17 protein-coding genes are annotated in these 15,933 nt (G+C 68.1%); 5 read left to right on the top strand and 12 right to left on the bottom strand.

The features are described 5' to 3' along the window. Nucleotides 1-28: 28 nt before the first annotated feature. From guaA to guaB, 5 genes are read right to left on the bottom strand one after another with little or no spacing between them, the layout of a single operon-like run. Complete coding sequence (guaA, locus tag ACZ5M6_RS07740; RefSeq protein ID WP_464160076.1) at nt 29-1,591, bottom strand: glutamine-hydrolyzing GMP synthase; 1,563 nt, start codon at nt 1,589-1,591, stop codon at nt 29-31. Next, nucleotides 1,588-2,292, bottom strand: a complete 705-nt coding sequence (locus ACZ5M6_RS07735; RefSeq protein WP_054765245.1) for a 5'-methylthioadenosine/S-adenosylhomocysteine nucleosidase — start codon at nt 2,290-2,292, stop codon at nt 1,588-1,590. Before ACZ5M6_RS07735 ends, guaA begins: the two co-directional genes overlap by 4 nt. Further along, nucleotides 2,292-3,593 (bottom strand): RsmB/NOP family class I SAM-dependent RNA methyltransferase, encoded by a 1,302-nt coding sequence (locus ACZ5M6_RS07730; RefSeq protein ID WP_464160075.1) that lies wholly within the window; start codon nt 3,591-3,593, stop codon nt 2,292-2,294. Before ACZ5M6_RS07730 ends, ACZ5M6_RS07735 begins: the two co-directional genes overlap by 1 nt. Nucleotide 3,594: 1 nt before the next feature. After that, nucleotides 3,595-3,996 (bottom strand): MAPEG family protein, encoded by a 402-nt coding sequence (locus tag ACZ5M6_RS07725; RefSeq protein ID WP_152949845.1) that lies wholly within the window; start codon nt 3,994-3,996, stop codon nt 3,595-3,597. 4 nt (nt 3,997-4,000) lie between these two features. Then, nucleotides 4,001-5,458 (bottom strand): IMP dehydrogenase, encoded by a 1,458-nt coding sequence (guaB, locus tag ACZ5M6_RS07720; RefSeq protein WP_464160074.1) that lies wholly within the window; start codon nt 5,456-5,458, stop codon nt 4,001-4,003. 127 nt (nt 5,459-5,585) lie between these two features. On the opposite strand from guaB, the gene ACZ5M6_RS07715 reads away from it, so the two are divergent. Continuing rightward, complete coding sequence (locus tag ACZ5M6_RS07715; protein WP_054765241.1) at nt 5,586-6,134, top strand: DUF2061 domain-containing protein; 549 nt, start codon at nt 5,586-5,588, stop codon at nt 6,132-6,134. Between the two features lie 7 nt (nt 6,135-6,141). Here ACZ5M6_RS07715 and ACZ5M6_RS07710 read toward each other — a convergent pair whose 3' ends face one another. Continuing rightward, on the bottom strand, nt 6,142-6,852 hold the full coding sequence (locus ACZ5M6_RS07710; protein ID WP_182713701.1) for an RlmE family RNA methyltransferase: 711 nt from the start codon (nt 6,850-6,852) through the stop codon (nt 6,142-6,144). A 72-nt stretch (nt 6,853-6,924) separates the two neighbouring features. Here ACZ5M6_RS07710 and ACZ5M6_RS07705 point away from each other — a divergent pair, with 72 nt between their 5' ends. Then, a complete protein-coding gene (locus tag ACZ5M6_RS07705; protein ID WP_182713702.1) occupies nt 6,925-7,386 on the top strand; it encodes a peptidylprolyl isomerase in 462 nt (153 codons plus the stop codon). Between the two features lie 49 nt (nt 7,387-7,435). Here the strand turns inward: ACZ5M6_RS07705 and ACZ5M6_RS07700 are convergent, their stop codons facing one another. The 6 genes from ACZ5M6_RS07700 to ACZ5M6_RS07675 form a co-directional block, all read right to left on the bottom strand. Beyond that, a complete protein-coding gene (locus tag ACZ5M6_RS07700; protein WP_054765238.1) occupies nt 7,436-7,921 on the bottom strand; it encodes a hypothetical protein in 486 nt (161 codons plus the stop codon). 15 nt (nt 7,922-7,936) lie between these two features. Next, nucleotides 7,937-9,340: an MBOAT family O-acyltransferase gene (locus tag ACZ5M6_RS07695; RefSeq protein WP_464160073.1), complete on the bottom strand. Its 1,404-nt coding sequence runs from the start codon at nt 9,338-9,340 to the stop codon at nt 7,937-7,939. Further along, entirely contained in the window at nt 9,340-10,602 is a 1,263-nt protein-coding gene (locus ACZ5M6_RS07690) for a GDSL-type esterase/lipase family protein (RefSeq protein ID WP_464160072.1), read from the bottom strand. Before ACZ5M6_RS07690 ends, ACZ5M6_RS07695 begins: the two co-directional genes overlap by 1 nt. 2 nt (nt 10,603-10,604) lie before the next feature. After that, nucleotides 10,605-11,519 (bottom strand): SGNH/GDSL hydrolase family protein, encoded by a 915-nt coding sequence (locus ACZ5M6_RS07685; protein ID WP_464160071.1) that lies wholly within the window; start codon nt 11,517-11,519, stop codon nt 10,605-10,607. Between the two features lie 89 nt (nt 11,520-11,608). Next, nucleotides 11,609-12,022 (bottom strand): DUF2177 family protein, encoded by a 414-nt coding sequence (locus tag ACZ5M6_RS07680; protein WP_054765234.1) that lies wholly within the window; start codon nt 12,020-12,022, stop codon nt 11,609-11,611. A 22-nt stretch (nt 12,023-12,044) separates the two neighbouring features. Continuing rightward, nucleotides 12,045-13,070: an SAM-dependent methyltransferase gene (locus ACZ5M6_RS07675; RefSeq protein ID WP_464160070.1), complete on the bottom strand. Its 1,026-nt coding sequence runs from the start codon at nt 13,068-13,070 to the stop codon at nt 12,045-12,047. 278 nt (nt 13,071-13,348) lie between these two features. Here ACZ5M6_RS07675 and ACZ5M6_RS07670 point away from each other — a divergent pair, with 278 nt between their 5' ends. Genes ACZ5M6_RS07670 through chrA form a run of 3 tightly spaced genes read left to right on the top strand, consistent with a single transcriptional unit; the run spans nt 13,349 to nt 15,930 of the window. Then, nucleotides 13,349-14,053 carry a CoA transferase subunit A gene (locus ACZ5M6_RS07670; RefSeq protein WP_191555411.1) on the top strand — a complete coding sequence of 235 codons (705 nt, stop codon included), beginning with the start codon at nt 13,349-13,351 and terminating at the stop codon, nt 14,051-14,053. Beyond that, nucleotides 14,053-14,709: a 3-oxoacid CoA-transferase subunit B gene (locus tag ACZ5M6_RS07665; RefSeq protein WP_183216027.1), complete on the top strand. Its 657-nt coding sequence runs from the start codon at nt 14,053-14,055 to the stop codon at nt 14,707-14,709. Before ACZ5M6_RS07670 ends, ACZ5M6_RS07665 begins: the two co-directional genes overlap by 1 nt. 33 nt (nt 14,710-14,742) lie before the next feature. Continuing rightward, the gene (chrA, locus tag ACZ5M6_RS07660; protein WP_464160069.1) at nt 14,743-15,930 is read left to right on the top strand and encodes a chromate efflux transporter; all 1,188 of its coding nucleotides are present in this window, start codon (nt 14,743-14,745) and stop codon (nt 15,928-15,930) included. Nucleotides 15,931-15,933: the final 3 nt, after the last annotated feature.

Raw genomic sequence — 15,933 nt, 5'->3', positions numbered from 1 at the left:
GTTCTCGAAAGCTCCCGAAAGGCCCGAATTATTCCCATTCGATCGTCCCCGGCGGCTTGGACGTCACGTCGTAGACCACGCGGTTCACGCCCCGGACCTCGTTGATGATGCGGGTCGCCGTCTTGGCCAGGAGGTCCCAGGGGAACTGGTAGAAGTCGGCGGTCATGCCGTCGGTGGAGGAGACGGCTCGGAGGGCCAGCACCTTTTCATAGGTTCGCGCGTCGCCCATGACGCCGACGGTCTTGACCGGCAGCAGGACGGCGAAGGCCTGCCAGATGTCGTCGTAGAGGCCCGCCTTGCGGATTTCCTCCAGATAGATGGCGTCGGCCTGTTGCAGGGTCTCGACCGCCTCGGGCGTGATCTCGCCGGGGATGCGGATGGCCAGGCCCGGTCCCGGGAAGGGGTGGCGGCCGACGAAGGCGTCGCTCAGGCCCAGTTCGCGGCCGAGCGCCCGGACCTCGTCCTTGAACAGTTCGCGCAAGGGCTCCACGAGCTTGAGCTTCATATAGTCGGGCAGGCCGCCGACATTGTGGTGGCTCTTGATGACGTGGGCCTTGCCGCTGGACGAGGAGACGCTCTCGATCACGTCGGGATAGAGGGTGCCCTGGGCCAGGAATTCGGCGCCCTCGATCTTGGCGGACTCGCGGTCGAACACTTCGATGAACAGGCGGCCGATGGTCTTGCGCTTGGTTTCCGGGTCGGAAATCCCGGCCAGCTCGCCCAGGAATTCTTTCGACGCGTCAACGTGGATCAGCGGGATGTTGTAGTGTTCGCGGAACAGGGTGGTGACCTGTTTCGCCTCGTCCTTGCGCAGCAGGCCGGTGTCGACGAAGACGCAGGTCAGCTGGTCGCCGATGGCCTCGTGGATCAGCACGGCGGCGACGGAACTGTCGACGCCGCCGGACAGGCCGCAGATCACCTTGGCGTCGCCGACCTGTTCGCGGATCTGGGCGATCTTCTCGTCGCGATAGGCGGCCATGGTCCAGTCGCCCTTCAGCCCCGCAATGCCGTGGGTGAAGTTCTTCAGCATCTGGTGGCCGCGCGGGGTGTGCATCACTTCCGGGTGGAACTGGACGCCGTAGAAGCGCCGCGTCTCGTCGGCGATCACCGCATAGGGGGAGCCCTCGGACGAGGCCACCACGTCGAAGCCCTCGGGGATGGCGACGATCTTGTCGCCGTGGCTCATCCAGACTTCCTCATCCTCGCCCACCGGCGCCAGGCCGGCCAGCAGGGGAGAATCCTTCTGAACCGTGATGGCGGCGCGGCCGAACTCGCGCGTATGGCCGCCCTCGACCTTGCCGCCCAGCTGTTCGCACAGGGTCATTTCGCCGTAGCAGATGCCCAGGACCGGCACCCCGGCCTCGAACACGGCCTGGGGCGCGCGGGGGCTGCCCTCTTCGTGGACGCTCTCGGGCCCGCCCGAAAGGATGACGGCGGCAGGCTTCATCGCCGCCAAGGCCTGTTCCGCCTTCTGGAACGGGTGAATCTCGCAATAGACGCTGGCCTCGCGCAGGCGGCGGGCGATCAGCTGGGTCACCTGGCTGCCGAAATCGACGATGAGGACTGATCGGTGGTCGTGCGGCGTGGTCATGGCGTGATCGAATCCGGGGCGGGAGGTTGCGCGGGGTCTTGGCCGTGTAAGGCCGGAATTTCAAGCGCGGCGAGGCCGTCGGCCTCCAGGACGGCGATCAGACGGTCCAGGGCGGCGGCCAGGTTCTCGTCCACATGGCAAAGGGTGGAGGTCCAGTCCTCCAACGCCTTCAGCTCGCTCCGACCGTCCGACACGCCGCGCAGGGCGATCAGGGGCAGGCCGAAGGTCTGGGCCGCCCGGACCAGGGCCCAGGTCTCCATATCCACCATCTCGGCGTCGATGGCGTCATAGGCGGCGCCGGAGACGACGTTCGCGCCGGTCGACAGGGTGGCGGTCGGCAGGCCCGGGATGGGGCAAGGCAGGGGCAGGACCGCAGGCTGGTCCAGCAGAGGCGTCACCCCCTTGGGAAAGCCGAGAGGGCTGGCGTCCATGTCGCGATAGGCGACCGAAGAAGCTTGGTAGACGCAGGCGTGCTCCAGCACCCGCGAGCCGCACGACCCCAGGGACACGATCAGGTCGGGCGGATCGCCCGCCGCCTCCAGCCGGGCCAAGGCGGCGGTCAGGGCCACGGCGGCCTCCACCGGGCCGACGCCGGTCATCAGGGGCTGGATGCGGGCGCGCAGACAGTCGCCGTATTCGGCGGGCGCAGCCATGACATAGAGGACCGAAACCCCGCCGTGCCGCGTCGGCCCCGCCCCCATCAAACGGCCCGCTGATAGACGGCGGCGAAGAAGCCGTCAGTATCCGCCGAGGCTGGCGACAGCCGCAGACGCGCGCCCGACGCCCATTCCGCGATCCTGACCTGCGCGGCCTTGGTCAGTTGCGGCGCGGCCAGCAGATCGGCGACGGGAACCGGTTTGAACTCGGGATGGGCGGCCTCGAAGGCGTCGGCGCTGGCCTCGTTCTCGCGCGCCAGCATGGAACAGGTGACATAGACCAGACGGCCGCCCGGTTTCACCAACCTGGTCGCCTGGCCCAGAATGCGAACCTGAAGGGCGTGCAGCTTTTCGACCTCGTCCGCCGTCAGACGCCAGGCGTCCTCGGGCCGACGCCGCCAGGTGCCCGAGCCCGAACAGGGGGCGTCGACGAAGACCAGATCGGCCTCTCCGTTCAGCGCTTCCAGCCCCCCGCCGTTCTGACCGATCAGGACCAGGTCCGCCTCGACGCCGGCGCGTTGGAGGCGGGGGCGGATGTTCTCCAGCCGCTTGTTGACCACGTCGGAGGCCGTCAGCCTCCCCTGCCCCTTCATGGCCTGGGCCAGACCCAGGGTCTTGCCGCCGCCGCCGGCGCAATAGTCGACCACCGTCGCGCCGGGTTGCGCCCCGGCCAGCCAGCAGACGACCTGGCTGCCCTCGTCCTGGATCTCGAACTTGCCGGCCTTGAACCCGTCCAGCGCCTGGATGTTGGGCGGCGGTTCGCTGGGCAGGCGCAGGCCCCAGGCCGACCAGGGGGTGCGGGCGGGCTCCAGGCCGGCCTCACGCAGTTCGGCCTCGACCTGATCCACCGTGGCCGCCGCCTCATTGACCCGCAGGTCGATCGGGGCGCGCGGCGCCATCAGGGCGTGGGCCTCCTCGGCCCAACCGTCGCCGAAGGTCGCCTTGAAATCCTCGACCACGAAGTCGGGCAGGCCGGCGGCGACCCAGCCGGGAAGCTCCCCCTCCCCCGCGGTGATCCGGCTGCGCTCCTGTTTCGACAGGGGGCGCGGGCCGTAGCCGTCGCCCGCGTGCAGGGCCTCGATCTCTTCCAGCGACAGGCCGTCGATGGCGTGCAGGGACCCGATCACAAGGGCCCGGCCGTCCTCGCGCCCGCCCATGATCCAGGACAGGCGGCCGCGCGCCCGCAGCACCTTGTAGACGCGGTCGGCGATGGCGCGCCGGTCCTTGGACCCGGCGTATCGGTTGGCGGCCCCCCAGGCTTTCAGGACGGTTTCCGCCGGCTGGCGGCCCTGGGCGATGGCGTCCAGAACGGAGGCGGCGGCGGCGAGACGGGCGGCTGGGGTCAATCTAGGCTTTCAGAAGAAACAGGGACGCCAGCACCATGACCAGTCCCACGATCGAGACCAGCCAGACCAGCGACCGGATATAGGGAACGCCAAGGGCGTAGAGCGGCAAATAGACGACGCGGCCCCAGAAATAGAGGGTCGTCCCCCACAGGGTCAGGGGTCCGGAGGCCTCGACCACATGGGCGATCAGCACCGCGCCGATGAACAGTGGCAGGGTCTCGAACAGGTTCGACTGCGCCCGCTCCAGGCGCCCCACCACCGGGCGGGACGGCCCGGCCGGCGTATCGCGTGCGCCGGCGTTCCAGGCCAGACCGAACTGCGCCGTCCGCCCCAGGGCCGGCGCCAGAATGTGGACCAGGGCCAGGATGAGCGTCAGGGCCAGATAGGTCAGTTCGGTCGTCATGGCCTTACCCCTGTCTGTAGTTCGGCGCCTCGCGCGTGATCATCACGTCGTGGACATGGCTTTCCCGCAGGCCGGCGCCGGTGATGCGCACGAAGCGGGCGCGGTCCTGGAAGTCCGGAATCGTGCCGGCGCCGACATAGCCCATGGAGGCGCGAAGCCCCCCGACGAGCTGATGCAGGACCGGACCGATCGGCCCCTTGTAAGGCGTCTGGCCCTCGATGCCCTCGGGCACCAGCTTCTCGGACGAGACTTCCTTCTGGAAATAGCGGTCGGCCGAGCCGCGCGCCATGGCGCCCACCGAACCCATGCCGCGGTACGACTTGTAGGACCGGCCCTGATACAGGAAGACCTCGCCGGGGCTCTCATCGGTGCCGGCGAACATCGAGCCCATCATGGCCACGTTCGCGCCGGCCGCGATGGCCTTGGCCAGGTCGCCCGAATATTTGATGCCGCCGTCCGCGATCACCGAGGCGCCCGATCCCTTGGCCGCCCGCGCGGCGTCCATCACGGCCGTCAGCTGGGGCACGCCTACGCCCGCGACGATGCGGGTGGTGCAGATGGAGCCGGGACCGATCCCGACCTTCACCGCATCGGCGCCCGCGTCGATCAGGGCCCGCGTCGCATCATAGGTGGCGACGTTTCCGGCGATGATCTGGATACGGTTGTTCTCGCGCTTGATCCGCTCGACCACTTGGCCGACCGAGGCGGAGTGTCCGTGGGCGGTGTCGATCACCACCACGTCGGCGCCCGCCTCCGCCAGGGCCATGGCCCGTTCGAAGCCGGCGTCGCCGACCGTCGAGGCGGCGCCGACCAGAAGCCGGCCCTGCTCGTCCTTGGCGGCGTACGGGAAGGCCTGGGCCTTCTCGATGTCCTTCATGGTGATCAGGCCGACGGCCCGATAATCCTCGTCCACCACGATGACCCGCTCGATCTTGCGGGTGCGCAGCAGCTCGCGCGCCTCCTCGCGGCCGGCGCCCTCGCGCACCGTGATCAGGTCGCCGGTGGTCATCAGAGAGGCGGCCGTGACGTTCGGATCGCTCTCGAAACGCATGTCCCGGTGGGTCAGCATGCCGACCAGCTTGCCGGACTTGGGATCGACCACAGGGAAGCCGGTGATCTTCTTGCGTTCGACGATCTCGCGCACCTCGCCCAGGGTCGTCGTGGGGCTCACCGTCACCGGATTGACCACCATCCCGCTCTCATAGCGTTTCACGGCGCGGACCTGATCGGCCTGCTCCTCGATGGTCATGTTGCGGTGAAGCACGCCCAGGCCGCCGGACTGGGCCATGGCGATGGCCAGGCGGCTTTCCGTCACCGTGTCCATGGCGGACGACAGCAGCGGTATGTTCAGTTTGATGTCGCGCGTCAGCTGGGTCGAGACGTCGACCATCGCCGGCATGAACTCGGACGGGCCGGGTTCCAGCAAAACATCGTCGAAGGTCAGTCCTTCGCGTATCTCCATGGGGAGTCTCCGTTTTGCGGGCCGCGTATAACGGGGTGCGGGGGGCTACGGCAAGGGTCTTGCGGCTTATGGACCCGATAGATTTTATTGGTTTGCAACCCAGCGCCCCAATGACCATTCTCGCATCATGGTCGGCGTCATCCTCAGCACCGCGCGAAAACTGGCCCTGAAGATCGCCAGCTACGGGGTCATGCACCTCGTGGTGGCCATTCTGGTGGCCTTCGCCATCACCCGCGACTGGCGCATCGCCCTGGCCGTGGGCATGGTCGAGCCCTTTTTCCAGACCATCGCCTATTCGATCCACGACCGCGTCTGGCACCGGATCGAACGCCGTCGCATGGCCTCGAACATCGAAGAGGCGGCCGAGGCCTTCACCGCTCGGCTCGACATCATGTCGCCCGAGGAACAGGCCCGCGTCCACGACAACCACGGCCATGGCCACAGCCACGCCCTGCCCCGCTCGCTGAAACAGGTGGCGGTCAAGACCGTGACCTATGGCGTCATGCACTTCACCGTCGCCGTCCTGGTGGCCTTCGCCCTGACCCAGGACATCCGCGCCGCCCTGGCCATCGGCGTCATCGAGCCCCTGGTTCAGACGGTCTTCTTCACCCTGCACGACCGGGTCTGGTCGCGGATGGAAGAACGCCGCGCGGCCCGTAGACCCGCGACGGCCTGAAGGCCGCCTAGCGCTTATTCAACGCCACCAGAAACACCTCGGCGCTGTCCTTCCGACTGGACTCCGGCTTGACGTACTTCACCGTCTCGAACTCCTCGCGCAGTCGCGCCAGAACGCCCCCGGCGTCGCCGCCCTGGAAGTTCTTGGAGACGAAGGCGCCGCCGGGCCGAAGGGTGCGGATGGCGAAGTCGGCGGCGATTTCGATCAGGGCGATGATCTTCAGGTGGTCGGTCTGGCGGTGGCCGACCGTGTTGTGCGCCATATCCGACAGAACCAGGTCCGGCTGTCCGCCGATGGCTTCGATCAGCTGCTGATCCACGCCGGGGTGGGTGAAGTCGGCCTGGAGCAGGGTCGCGCCGGGGATCGGCTCGATCATCAACAGGTCCACCCCGGCCACGGCGCCCGCGCCCCGGTTCAGCGCCACCTGGACCCAGCCGCCCGGCGCCGCGCCCAGGTCGATGACCTTGGACCCGCGCTTGATCAGGCGGAACTTGTCGTCGATCTCGATCAGTTTGAAGGCGGCGCGCGAACGCCAGCCCTCCGCCCGCGCCCGCTCGGACCATTTGTCGGACAGTTGGCGCTTGATCCACTGCTGGCTCGACATGGACTTGGTGTCGGCCGTCTTCATCTTCGTGCCCATGCCGCGACCGGCGGCCGTTCCGCCGCTGGGCGGCCGCACCATTCGACGGCGTTCTTGAGGCTTTTCGTCTTCACTCATCGTTCCCACATAGCCCCGACCGGCGTTGCGGGCTATGTCCCGCCTCAAATCAACCCCGAGAGGACGACCGAAATGGCCGACACCCTGACCTTCACCCTGGACACCGGAGACGGCGAAGCCCGCGACGTGGTCATCAAGCTGCGCCCCGACTTGGCCCCCAACCACGTCGCCCGCATCACCGAACTGGCTTCGGAAGGCTTCTACGACGGCGTCGTCTTCCACCGCGTCATCCCCGGCTTCATGGCCCAGGGCGGCGATCCGACCGGCACCGGCACCTCGGGCTCCAACAAGCCGAACCTGAAGCAGGAATTCTCGGCCGAGCCGCACGTGCGCGGCGTCTGTTCCATGGCCCGCACCGCCGATCCGAACAGCGCGAACTCGCAGTTCTTCATCTGCTTCGACGACGCCACCTTCCTGGACCGTCAGTACACCGTCTGGGGCGTGGTCGAGTCCGGCATGGAACACGTCGACGCCCTGCCCAAGGGCGAGCCGCCGCGCAGCCCCGGCAAGATCGTCAAGGCGACCGTCAACTAAGCCGGCTCCACACCGAAAGATCGCGCCGGCCTTGGCCGTCGGCGCGATCTCAGGCGTCCGGCGCCGCCTTGTCCCGGCCGCCGTCGAACCGCAGCGTCTGCGCCTCGCGCCACAGCTGCCGCAGCCCCTCGACCGGCTGGTCCGCCCCCAGCAGAGCCAGTTGTTCGACCCAGACCGTCGCGAGTCGATCAATCGTTGACTGAGTCCAGCCCGGCGGCTGCTGGCGCGCCCAGTTCTGCACCGATCCCGCGTTGAAGATCATCAGGAAGACGCAGGCGACCAGCACGGTCTGGCTGGTCCACCGCCGCGCGCGCGCCGCCTCCCCTTCCTCGTCCAACGGCGGGGCGGGGGGAAAGGCGAAACGACCGAGGGCGACCAGGGCGTTCTCCCGCGTCGGCAAGTCATGGGCGTCGGCGGCGTCGATCCAGTCGCTGGGCGGATCGGCGGCCGTCGGCTCCTCCAGCGGCGGAAACGGCGACACCGGCGGCTGGGCGCGGGTGGGAAAGGGGTCGATCGGGTCCGTCGGCTCGCTCATCGTCGGATCAAGGCCTCAGAACTGGAAATAGATGAAGGGCGCCACGCCCTCGGGCCGCATCGCCTCGACCAGAAGGATCGCCAGTCCGATGAGGATGCCCAGGGTCGGCGACGGCGCCGTCTTCAGCCGTTCGGCCAGCCCCTCCACCGCGCGCGGCGGCAGTCCGTGCATCGCCAGTCCGCCGACGATCAACGCCAGCACAAAGGGCGTCAACAGGCTGAAGCCCTCGAACCGACCCAGGCCGACCAACATCTGCATCGCCAGATCGAAGGTTTCGGCGCGGAACAGAATCCAGCCCAGACAGACGACGTGGAAGGTGATCAGAACCCCCAGCCAGGTCGGGACGACCTTGCGGTCCTTGACCAACGCGCGCCCTAAACGCTCCACCACCTGCGCCCCGCCGTGCAGGGCGCCCCAGGCCACGAAGGTCCAGGCCGCCCCGTGCCACAACCCGCCCAGCAGCATGGTGATCATCACATTCATGCACGACGACCAAAGCCCTTTGCGCCCCCCGCCCAGCGGCACATACAGATAGTCGCGCAGCCAGCTGGACAGGCTGATGTGCCACCGCCGCCAGAAGGCCTGCATCGAGGCCGCCCGGTACGGCTGGTCGAAGTTGCGCGGGAAGGAATAGCCCAAGAGGGCCGCGACGCCGATGGCCATGTCCGAATAGGCCGAGAAGTCGCAGTAGATCTGAACTGCATAGGCATAGACCGCCGCCGCTATGTCGATCGCCCCATAGGCCGCAGGATCGAAGAAGACCGGATCCACCAGCCGCGTCGCCAGCTCGGACGCGATCACGGCCTTCTTGAACAGGCCCCAGACGATCAGCAGCAGCCCATGGGTCGCCATCTCGCGCGTCAGCCTGGGCACCCGGGCGAACTGGGGCAACAGGTCCGAGGCCCGCACGATGGGTCCAGCCACCAGATGCGGGAAGAAGCTCATCAGCAGCATGACGTCCAGCAGGCTCTCGGCCGGCGCCGTCTTGCCGCGATAGACGTCGACCACATAGCTGATGCCCTGGAAGGTGAAGAAGCTGATCCCCACCGGCAGCACCACCTGCAACAGGGGCAGGTCCCGCTCCCAACCGAATTGGGCAAGCAGATCAACAGCCTGTTCGACGAAGAAGCCGTAATACTTGAAGAAGCCCAGGATGAGCAGATTGGCCGCCACGCCCAGACCCACCCACAGTTTGCGCCGTCCCGCCCGGTCGCTGCGCACGATCAGGGCCGCCACGCCCCAGTTCAGCACGGCCGAGACGATCAGCAGCCCCACGAACCGCCAGTCCCACTGGGCGTAGAAGAACCAGCTGGCGAGCAGCAGGAACAGTTTGCGCCGCCCGTTCTCTCGATCCAGGCTCCAGCTGACCAAATAGACGAACAGGAAGAAGACCGCGAAGGCCAGGGTCGGAAACAGCATCAGTCCGCCTCCCCCTTCGCCGCCTTCCAGCGGTCATAGGCGGCCAGCAGATCGTCGCTCAGCACCCCGCCGATCCACTCCGCCCCCGGGGAAGTGAAATGCACCCGGTCGGGCCGCATATAGGGCTCAGGCGCAGTCGCCAGCCGCTCCGCCGAACAGTCGCCTCCCATGCGTCCGTACCAGTCCCAGAATGCGACGCCCGTCTCGCTCGCGACGCGACGCTGCACGTCCCGGACCACCGCCAGAGATGCGGGCGCGGCCCGCCCGCCGCACCGCCCGCCGGTTCCGGCCTTCAGTCCCTCCGGCGCGCCGAGGATCAGTACAGGCAGCCCCGAAGGCAGGACCGCCAAGGCTCCGCGCAGCCAGGACTCATAGTCGTCGGCGTTGAAGTTCGGCGCGAATCCATCATTGACGCCGAAGGCGATGATGACCAGGTCCGGCCGCCAGGCGTCCAGCTCCAATCGCGTCCAGTCGCCGTTCCTCAGCACCAGATCCTGAACGGTCCCTCCGACGACGCCGAGATTGGACAGCTCCACGCCCGGCCCCTGTCGCGTCAGCCGCACGTCATGGATTTTCACCCTGCCCGTCGGGCGAATCTCGAGCCGCGTCTGGAGCGTGTCGAACATCGCGGTCTGACAAACGGGTTGCCAGATTTCGTCGCGGGAACCGGGAAACACCATCGTCCGCAAGCCCGCGCTACCCGTCAGAGCCAGTTCGGCGTCCTTCGGCCAACCCTCTCCGCAGATTTGGACCTTGTCGAAGGCCGCGCTGTTTTCGGCCGCGATGGTCATCACCGCGCCGTCCGCGACGTCCGCCTCGCTGCCTGTGAATCCGACGCCGACCGGCAGACGCCCGCCAGACAACACATCCGTACGCAGCGGCCAATCGGTCGTCGTCACCTCAACCTGCATCGGGGCATAGCCGGCGTAGGGGACGCCCGGCGGCAGAACGCCTCGTCCTCCAACGCCGAACCGGGCCTGCCAGCGCGCGCGCACGGCGCCGGTGATCCGGTCGCCGGCCGTATGGCTGTCGCCGATCTGCAGGATATGGACGGGGCGGTCGCGCGCGCCGGCCTCCGTCGCCTCCAGAGCTTGGAACAGCCCCTCCAGGGCCGCCTCGCCGCACAGGCCGTCCGGGCAGATCGAAGACACGCCCGGCGTCGGCGCTGCGACCGGCCTATAGGCGACCGCGCCCGTTCCGGCCTGCACGTCCGCCTGCCCCGCCAGGATCAGTATCGCCGCCCCCACGGCCCCCAGGCTCATGATCAGCCGGTCGGCGGGGTGTCGAGCCGGGGATAGGCCGTCTTCGCCTCGATCAGGCCGGCGTCGCGCTTCAACCGCTCGGCCACCGGGGCGGCGATCCGAAGATAGCCGGCCATGCTCATGTGGATGCCGTCATTGGCGCGCATCAGCTGGGGCCGCCCGCTGGGGCCGGGCAGATAGGCGGCGTAGTCGCCCGCCGCATCCGCCGTCAGGGCGGACGTCTCGATCAGGGGCACGTTCAGGGCCGTCATCCGCTCGCGCACCACCGCATTAATCACGGCCATCTTGGCGTCGAACCCGGTGCGCTTCATCTTGGGCAGGCCGACCCAATAGACGGCGACGTCATTGGCGCGCAGCAGGCCGACCAGGTCGTCGATCCGCTTGGCGTAGGCGGCCTTCCAGCCCGGCGTGCCGAAGTCGTGGATCACCCCGTCCAGGCTGATGCCCTGGGCGTCGTTCGTGCCGAACAGCACCACCGCCGCATCGACCGGGGTCTCGCGCAGCTGGCGCTCGGTCTTGGCCTGAATGTCCACATAGTCGTAGCGCGACAGACCGGTGGAGACCTCGCTGAACTTGGTCACCGTCACGCCGGGTTGGTGGTTGAGATCGCGATAGAGGGCGGCCCACAAGCCGTCGGCTATGGAGTCGCCGAACACCCCCACGCTCAGACGCCCCTCAGCGAGTCGCGCCTTCAAGGGCGTGACCAGGGGCTGAACGGCCGGCGTCGGCGCGACGGGCGGCGCCGCGGTTTCGGGCGAAGGCGCGCGGTTCTCAGGCGGACTGGCCGAGGCGACGGCCGATCCGCCCAGCATCAGGGTGGGATGACGCAGCCAGCCGCGCCCGTCCGGCGTCAGGGCCAGGCCGATCACCACCCCGACGACCAGCGCCCAGGTCAGTCCGTTTATGCCGACACGCAAAGTGGGGCGCCCCTCCGACGTAAAGCGGTTACCTATAGCTTAACATGCGCCGGGCGCCATGGCTGACTCTTGTCAGGCGAACGGAAGTTTCAGCCGAACCGCCCCTCGGCCCAGCGCGCGGCGAAATAGCCCCCCGTCGCCGAGATCGTCGTCAGGACCGTGCCCCACATCAGATCGACGACGGTCAGCTTGGTCTGCCACGCGGCCAGGGTGGCCTGGTTGGTCAGGTCATAGGTGGCGTAGGCGACGAAGCCCAGGACCGCCCCGTGGATCGCCGCCTTGGTCCAGCTTCCCTCTTTCAAGGCGGGGGCGATGGCGAGGAAGACCGTCCCGGCGATCGAGATCAGATAGAAGAGCACGGCCGCCTTCATGTCCGGCTTCTCGGCCAGGATCGGGCCCAACACCGGCTTGTAGAAGCGGTTGGTCATGGTGGTCAGCCAAACGGCGTCGATCACCGCGAAGGTGATCCCGGCGCCCAGATAGGCGAAGACATATTTGATCACGACAAACTCCTCAGACGGGTTTTCAGGCCGGTTTCAGGCGATAGTGGCTGACGGCCCAGGTGCGGCCGCCGTCGTTGCCGAACAGACCGGCGGTCGCCAGGTAGAAACGCCGCCACCGCCGGGTCCAAAGCTTGGCGTCGTCGCCGTAGGTCTCGCGCATCAGCGCCGCCACGCGCGCGGCGTTGCGGTCCATATTGGCCAGCCAGTGATTGGCGGTGCGGGCGTAATGGCCGCCGTTCCAGGTCCACTCCTGCTCGACCGCGAACAGGTCGGGAAACTGCCGGATCAGGCCGCGACTGGGCATGATGCCACCGGTGAAGAAATGCTGGGCGATGAAGTCGCCGCTGTCGGTGTGATCGAACCGATAGGGGGCGTCCCGGTGGGTGAAGACGTGGATGAACATCCGCCCGTCAGGCTTCAGCCAGGACCGGGCCTTGGTCAGCAAGGCGCGCCAATTGGCCATGTGCTCGAACATCTCGACCGAGACGATCCGGTCGAACCGCTGGTCGGTGTCGAACCGGTTCATGTCCTGGGTGACGACCGTCAGATTGGTCAGCCCCCGCGCCCTCGCCTCGCCTTCGATATGTTTGCGCTGGCCGTGGCTGTTCGACACCGCCGTAATCCGCGCTCGAGGATAGGTCTCGGCCATCCACAGCGACAGCGAGCCCCAGCCGCAGCCCATCTCGAGGATGGTCTGCCCGTCCGCCAGATCGGCGTGGGCGCAGGTCTCCAGCAGGGCCGCGACCTCTGCCTGATCCAGGGTCTCCGTCCCTGTCGGATACAGGCAGCATGAGTATTTCAGCCGCTCGCCCAGGCACAGGCGGAAGAACTCGGGCGGCAGTTCATAATGCTGCCGGTTCGCCGCATCCGCATGTTCGGCGATCGCCCGCTCGGCCATCTCGCGCGCAAAGCCCGCCGGATCGTGAGGGCCGTCGCGATCCAGCCGCCGACGCGCCTCCGTCACCAGACTGTCGATCGCCGGCCGGGTCACGAAGTCCGGAAACGGCGCGTCCTGCAACTGGCGAATGGCGACATTGGTCAGGTTCATCGACGGCTCTGATGCGGCGGTTGCGGCGGTCTCCACAGGCATACGCCCGGTCGGTCCGCACGGATGCCGCCTCGGCCCTTGCCGCCTCTCATCCGCTCCCCATCTGTCCCCAGACCGCCTTTTGGGGGGAGGCAAATCGGACAGTCCGGACACTTCGGACACTGTTTTTTGCGGGCCGCCGCGCGGCCGCGACATCCCCGGCTTGCCCTGTCGTCCGCGCCGGGTTAGGCGTGGCCCAACACGCCGATATTCATCAGGCGATGAAAAGAGGGAGAGCGATGGGTAAGATCTACGCTGACGTCACATCCGCGCTGGAGGGCCTGACCTTCGACGGCATGACCGTCATGTCCGGCGGCTTCGGCCTGTGCGGCATCCCCGAGAACCTGATCGCCGCCCTGCGCGACAGCGGCGTCAAGGGGCTGACGGTCATCTCCAACAACGCCGGGGTCGACGGCTTCGGCCTGGGCCAGCTGCTCGCCACCCGCCAGATCGCCAAGATGATCAGTTCTTACGTCGGCGAGAACAAGGAGTTCGAGCGCCAGTATCTGGCCGGCGAGCTGGAGCTGGAGTTCAACCCCCAGGGCACCCTGGCCGAGCGCATCCGCGCCGGCGGCGCCGGCATCCCCGCCTTCTTCACCGCCACCGGCGTCGGCACCCTGGTCGCCGAGGGCAAGGAAGTCCGCAACTTCAACGGCCGCGACTATGTCATGGAGACCGGCCTGATCGCCGACCTGTCCATCGTCAAGGCCTGGAAGGCCGACGAGCGCGGCAACCTCGTCTTCCGCAAGACCGCCCGCAACTTCAACCCGATGATGGCCACGGCCGGCAAGGTCACGGTCGTCGAGGTCGAGGAGATCGTTCCCGTCGGTTCTCTGGACCCCGACCACATCCACACCCCGGGCGTCTATGTCGACCGCCTGGTCCAGACCGTGTCCGAGAAGCGCATCGAACAGCGCACCGTCCGGCAGAGGGAGGCCGTCTGATGCCCCGCACCCGCGAACAACTGGCCGAGCGCGCCGCCCAGGAGCTTCAGGACGGCTTCTACGTGAACCTGGGCATCGGCATCCCCACCCTGGTCGCCAACTACATCCCCGCTGGCATGACCGTGACCCTCCAGTCCGAGAACGGCATGCTGGGCATGGGCCCCTTCCCCTATGAGGGCGACGAGGACCCCGATCTGATCAACGCCGGGAAACAGACGATCACCGAGATCCCCGAGTCGTCCTACTTCAGCAGCGCCGACAGCTTCGCCATGATCCGCGGCGGCCATATCAACCTGTCCATCCTGGGCGCCATGGAGGTGGCCCAGAACGGCGACATCGCCAACTGGATGATCCCCGGCAAGCTGGTGAAGGGCATGGGCGGCGCCATGGACCTGGTCGCCGGCGTCAAGCGGGTGGTCGTCGTCATGGAGCACGCCAACAAGCACGGCCAGTCCAAGGTGTTGAAATCCTGCACCCTTCCCCTGACCGGAACGGGCGTGGTCAGCCGCATCATCACCGACCTGGCCACCTTCGACGTCAAGCCGGACGGCGCGGGGCTGGAGCTGATCGAGCTGGCCGAGGGCGTCAACCTGGACGAGGTCGCCGCCAAGACCGAGGCGGTCTATACAGTCTCCGAGGCGCTAAAGGCGGGCTGACCCGGCCCGCGCGACAGACCGGAGGCCAGCGCCGTGGATGAACCGGAACCCCAGGTCCCCCGCCTGACCCTGGCGGCCCTCTTCCTTAAGTTCCTCGGTTTCGGCCTCCTGGCCTTCGGCGGGCCCGTGGCCCAGATCGCCATGATCCGCCGCGACCTGGTGGAGCGCGAGCGCTGGATGTCCGGCGCCCGGTTCAATCGCCTGCTGGCCGTCATGCAGGCCCTGCCGGGCCCGGAGGCGCACGAGCTCTGCGTCCACATGGGCATGATGGCGCGGGGCCGTCTCGGCGGCCTGCTGGCGGGCCTGGGCTTCATGGCGCCCGGCTTGCTCCTGATGCTGGCGGCGGCCTGGGCTTACGGGCGGTTGGTCGCCGACAGCGCCGCCTGGGCCGGCCCGCTCCTGGGCATGCAGATCGTGGTCCTGGCCCTGATCGTCTGGGCCGTGCGGCGAATCGGACGTCACACGCTTCAGGATCGGCTGCTGTGGCTGGTCGCGGCCTTCGCCTGCGCCGCCAGCCTGATCGGCGCCCCCTTCTGGATCCCCCTGGTCGCCGGGGGTCTGGTCTACGCCTTCGGCGGTCGGCCCTGGATCGCCGCAGGCCTCGCCGTCGCCGCCGTCGTTCTGGCCGTTCTCCTGCGCGGCGACGGGGCGTTCTCTACGCCCCTGATCCAGCCGACGGGCGCGCCGGCGGGAAGCCTGGACCTCTTCCTGGCGGGACTGAAGGGCGGCCTGCTGACCTTCGGCGGCGCCTATACCGCCATTCCCTATCTGCGCGCCGACACGGTGGGGCGGGGCTGGATCTCGGACGGCGCCTTCCTGGACGGGGTCGCCGTCGCCGGCGTCCTGCCCGCCCCCCTGGTGATCTTCGGAACCTTCGTCGGCTATCTGGCGGGCGGCTGGACCGGCGCCCTGGCGGTGACGGCGGGGATGTTTCTGCCCGCCTTCGCCTTTTCGATGATCCTGTTCGAACGACTGGAGGCGGTGGTCGACCACCCGCCCCTGCACCGCGCCCTCGCTGGGGTGGCGGCGGCGGTGACCGGCGTCATCGCCGCCACGGCCGTCCAGTTGCTCTGGTCCACCGCCCACCGCGCCCCGTCCCTGTGGGGCGCGGGCCTGCTGTTCCTCGCGGCCCTGTTGGCGGCCCTGTTCGCCAAGGGGCGCTGGGCGGCGCCGGTCCTCGTCGTCTCGGGCGCCTTGGGCGGCCGGCTGCTCTTCGGCTGAAGC

This window comes from Brevundimonas sp. Br13, assembly GCF_055391505.1.
The sequence above is the reverse complement of the archived record's forward strand: the minus strand, read 5'-3'. Positions and strand labels throughout refer to the sequence as shown.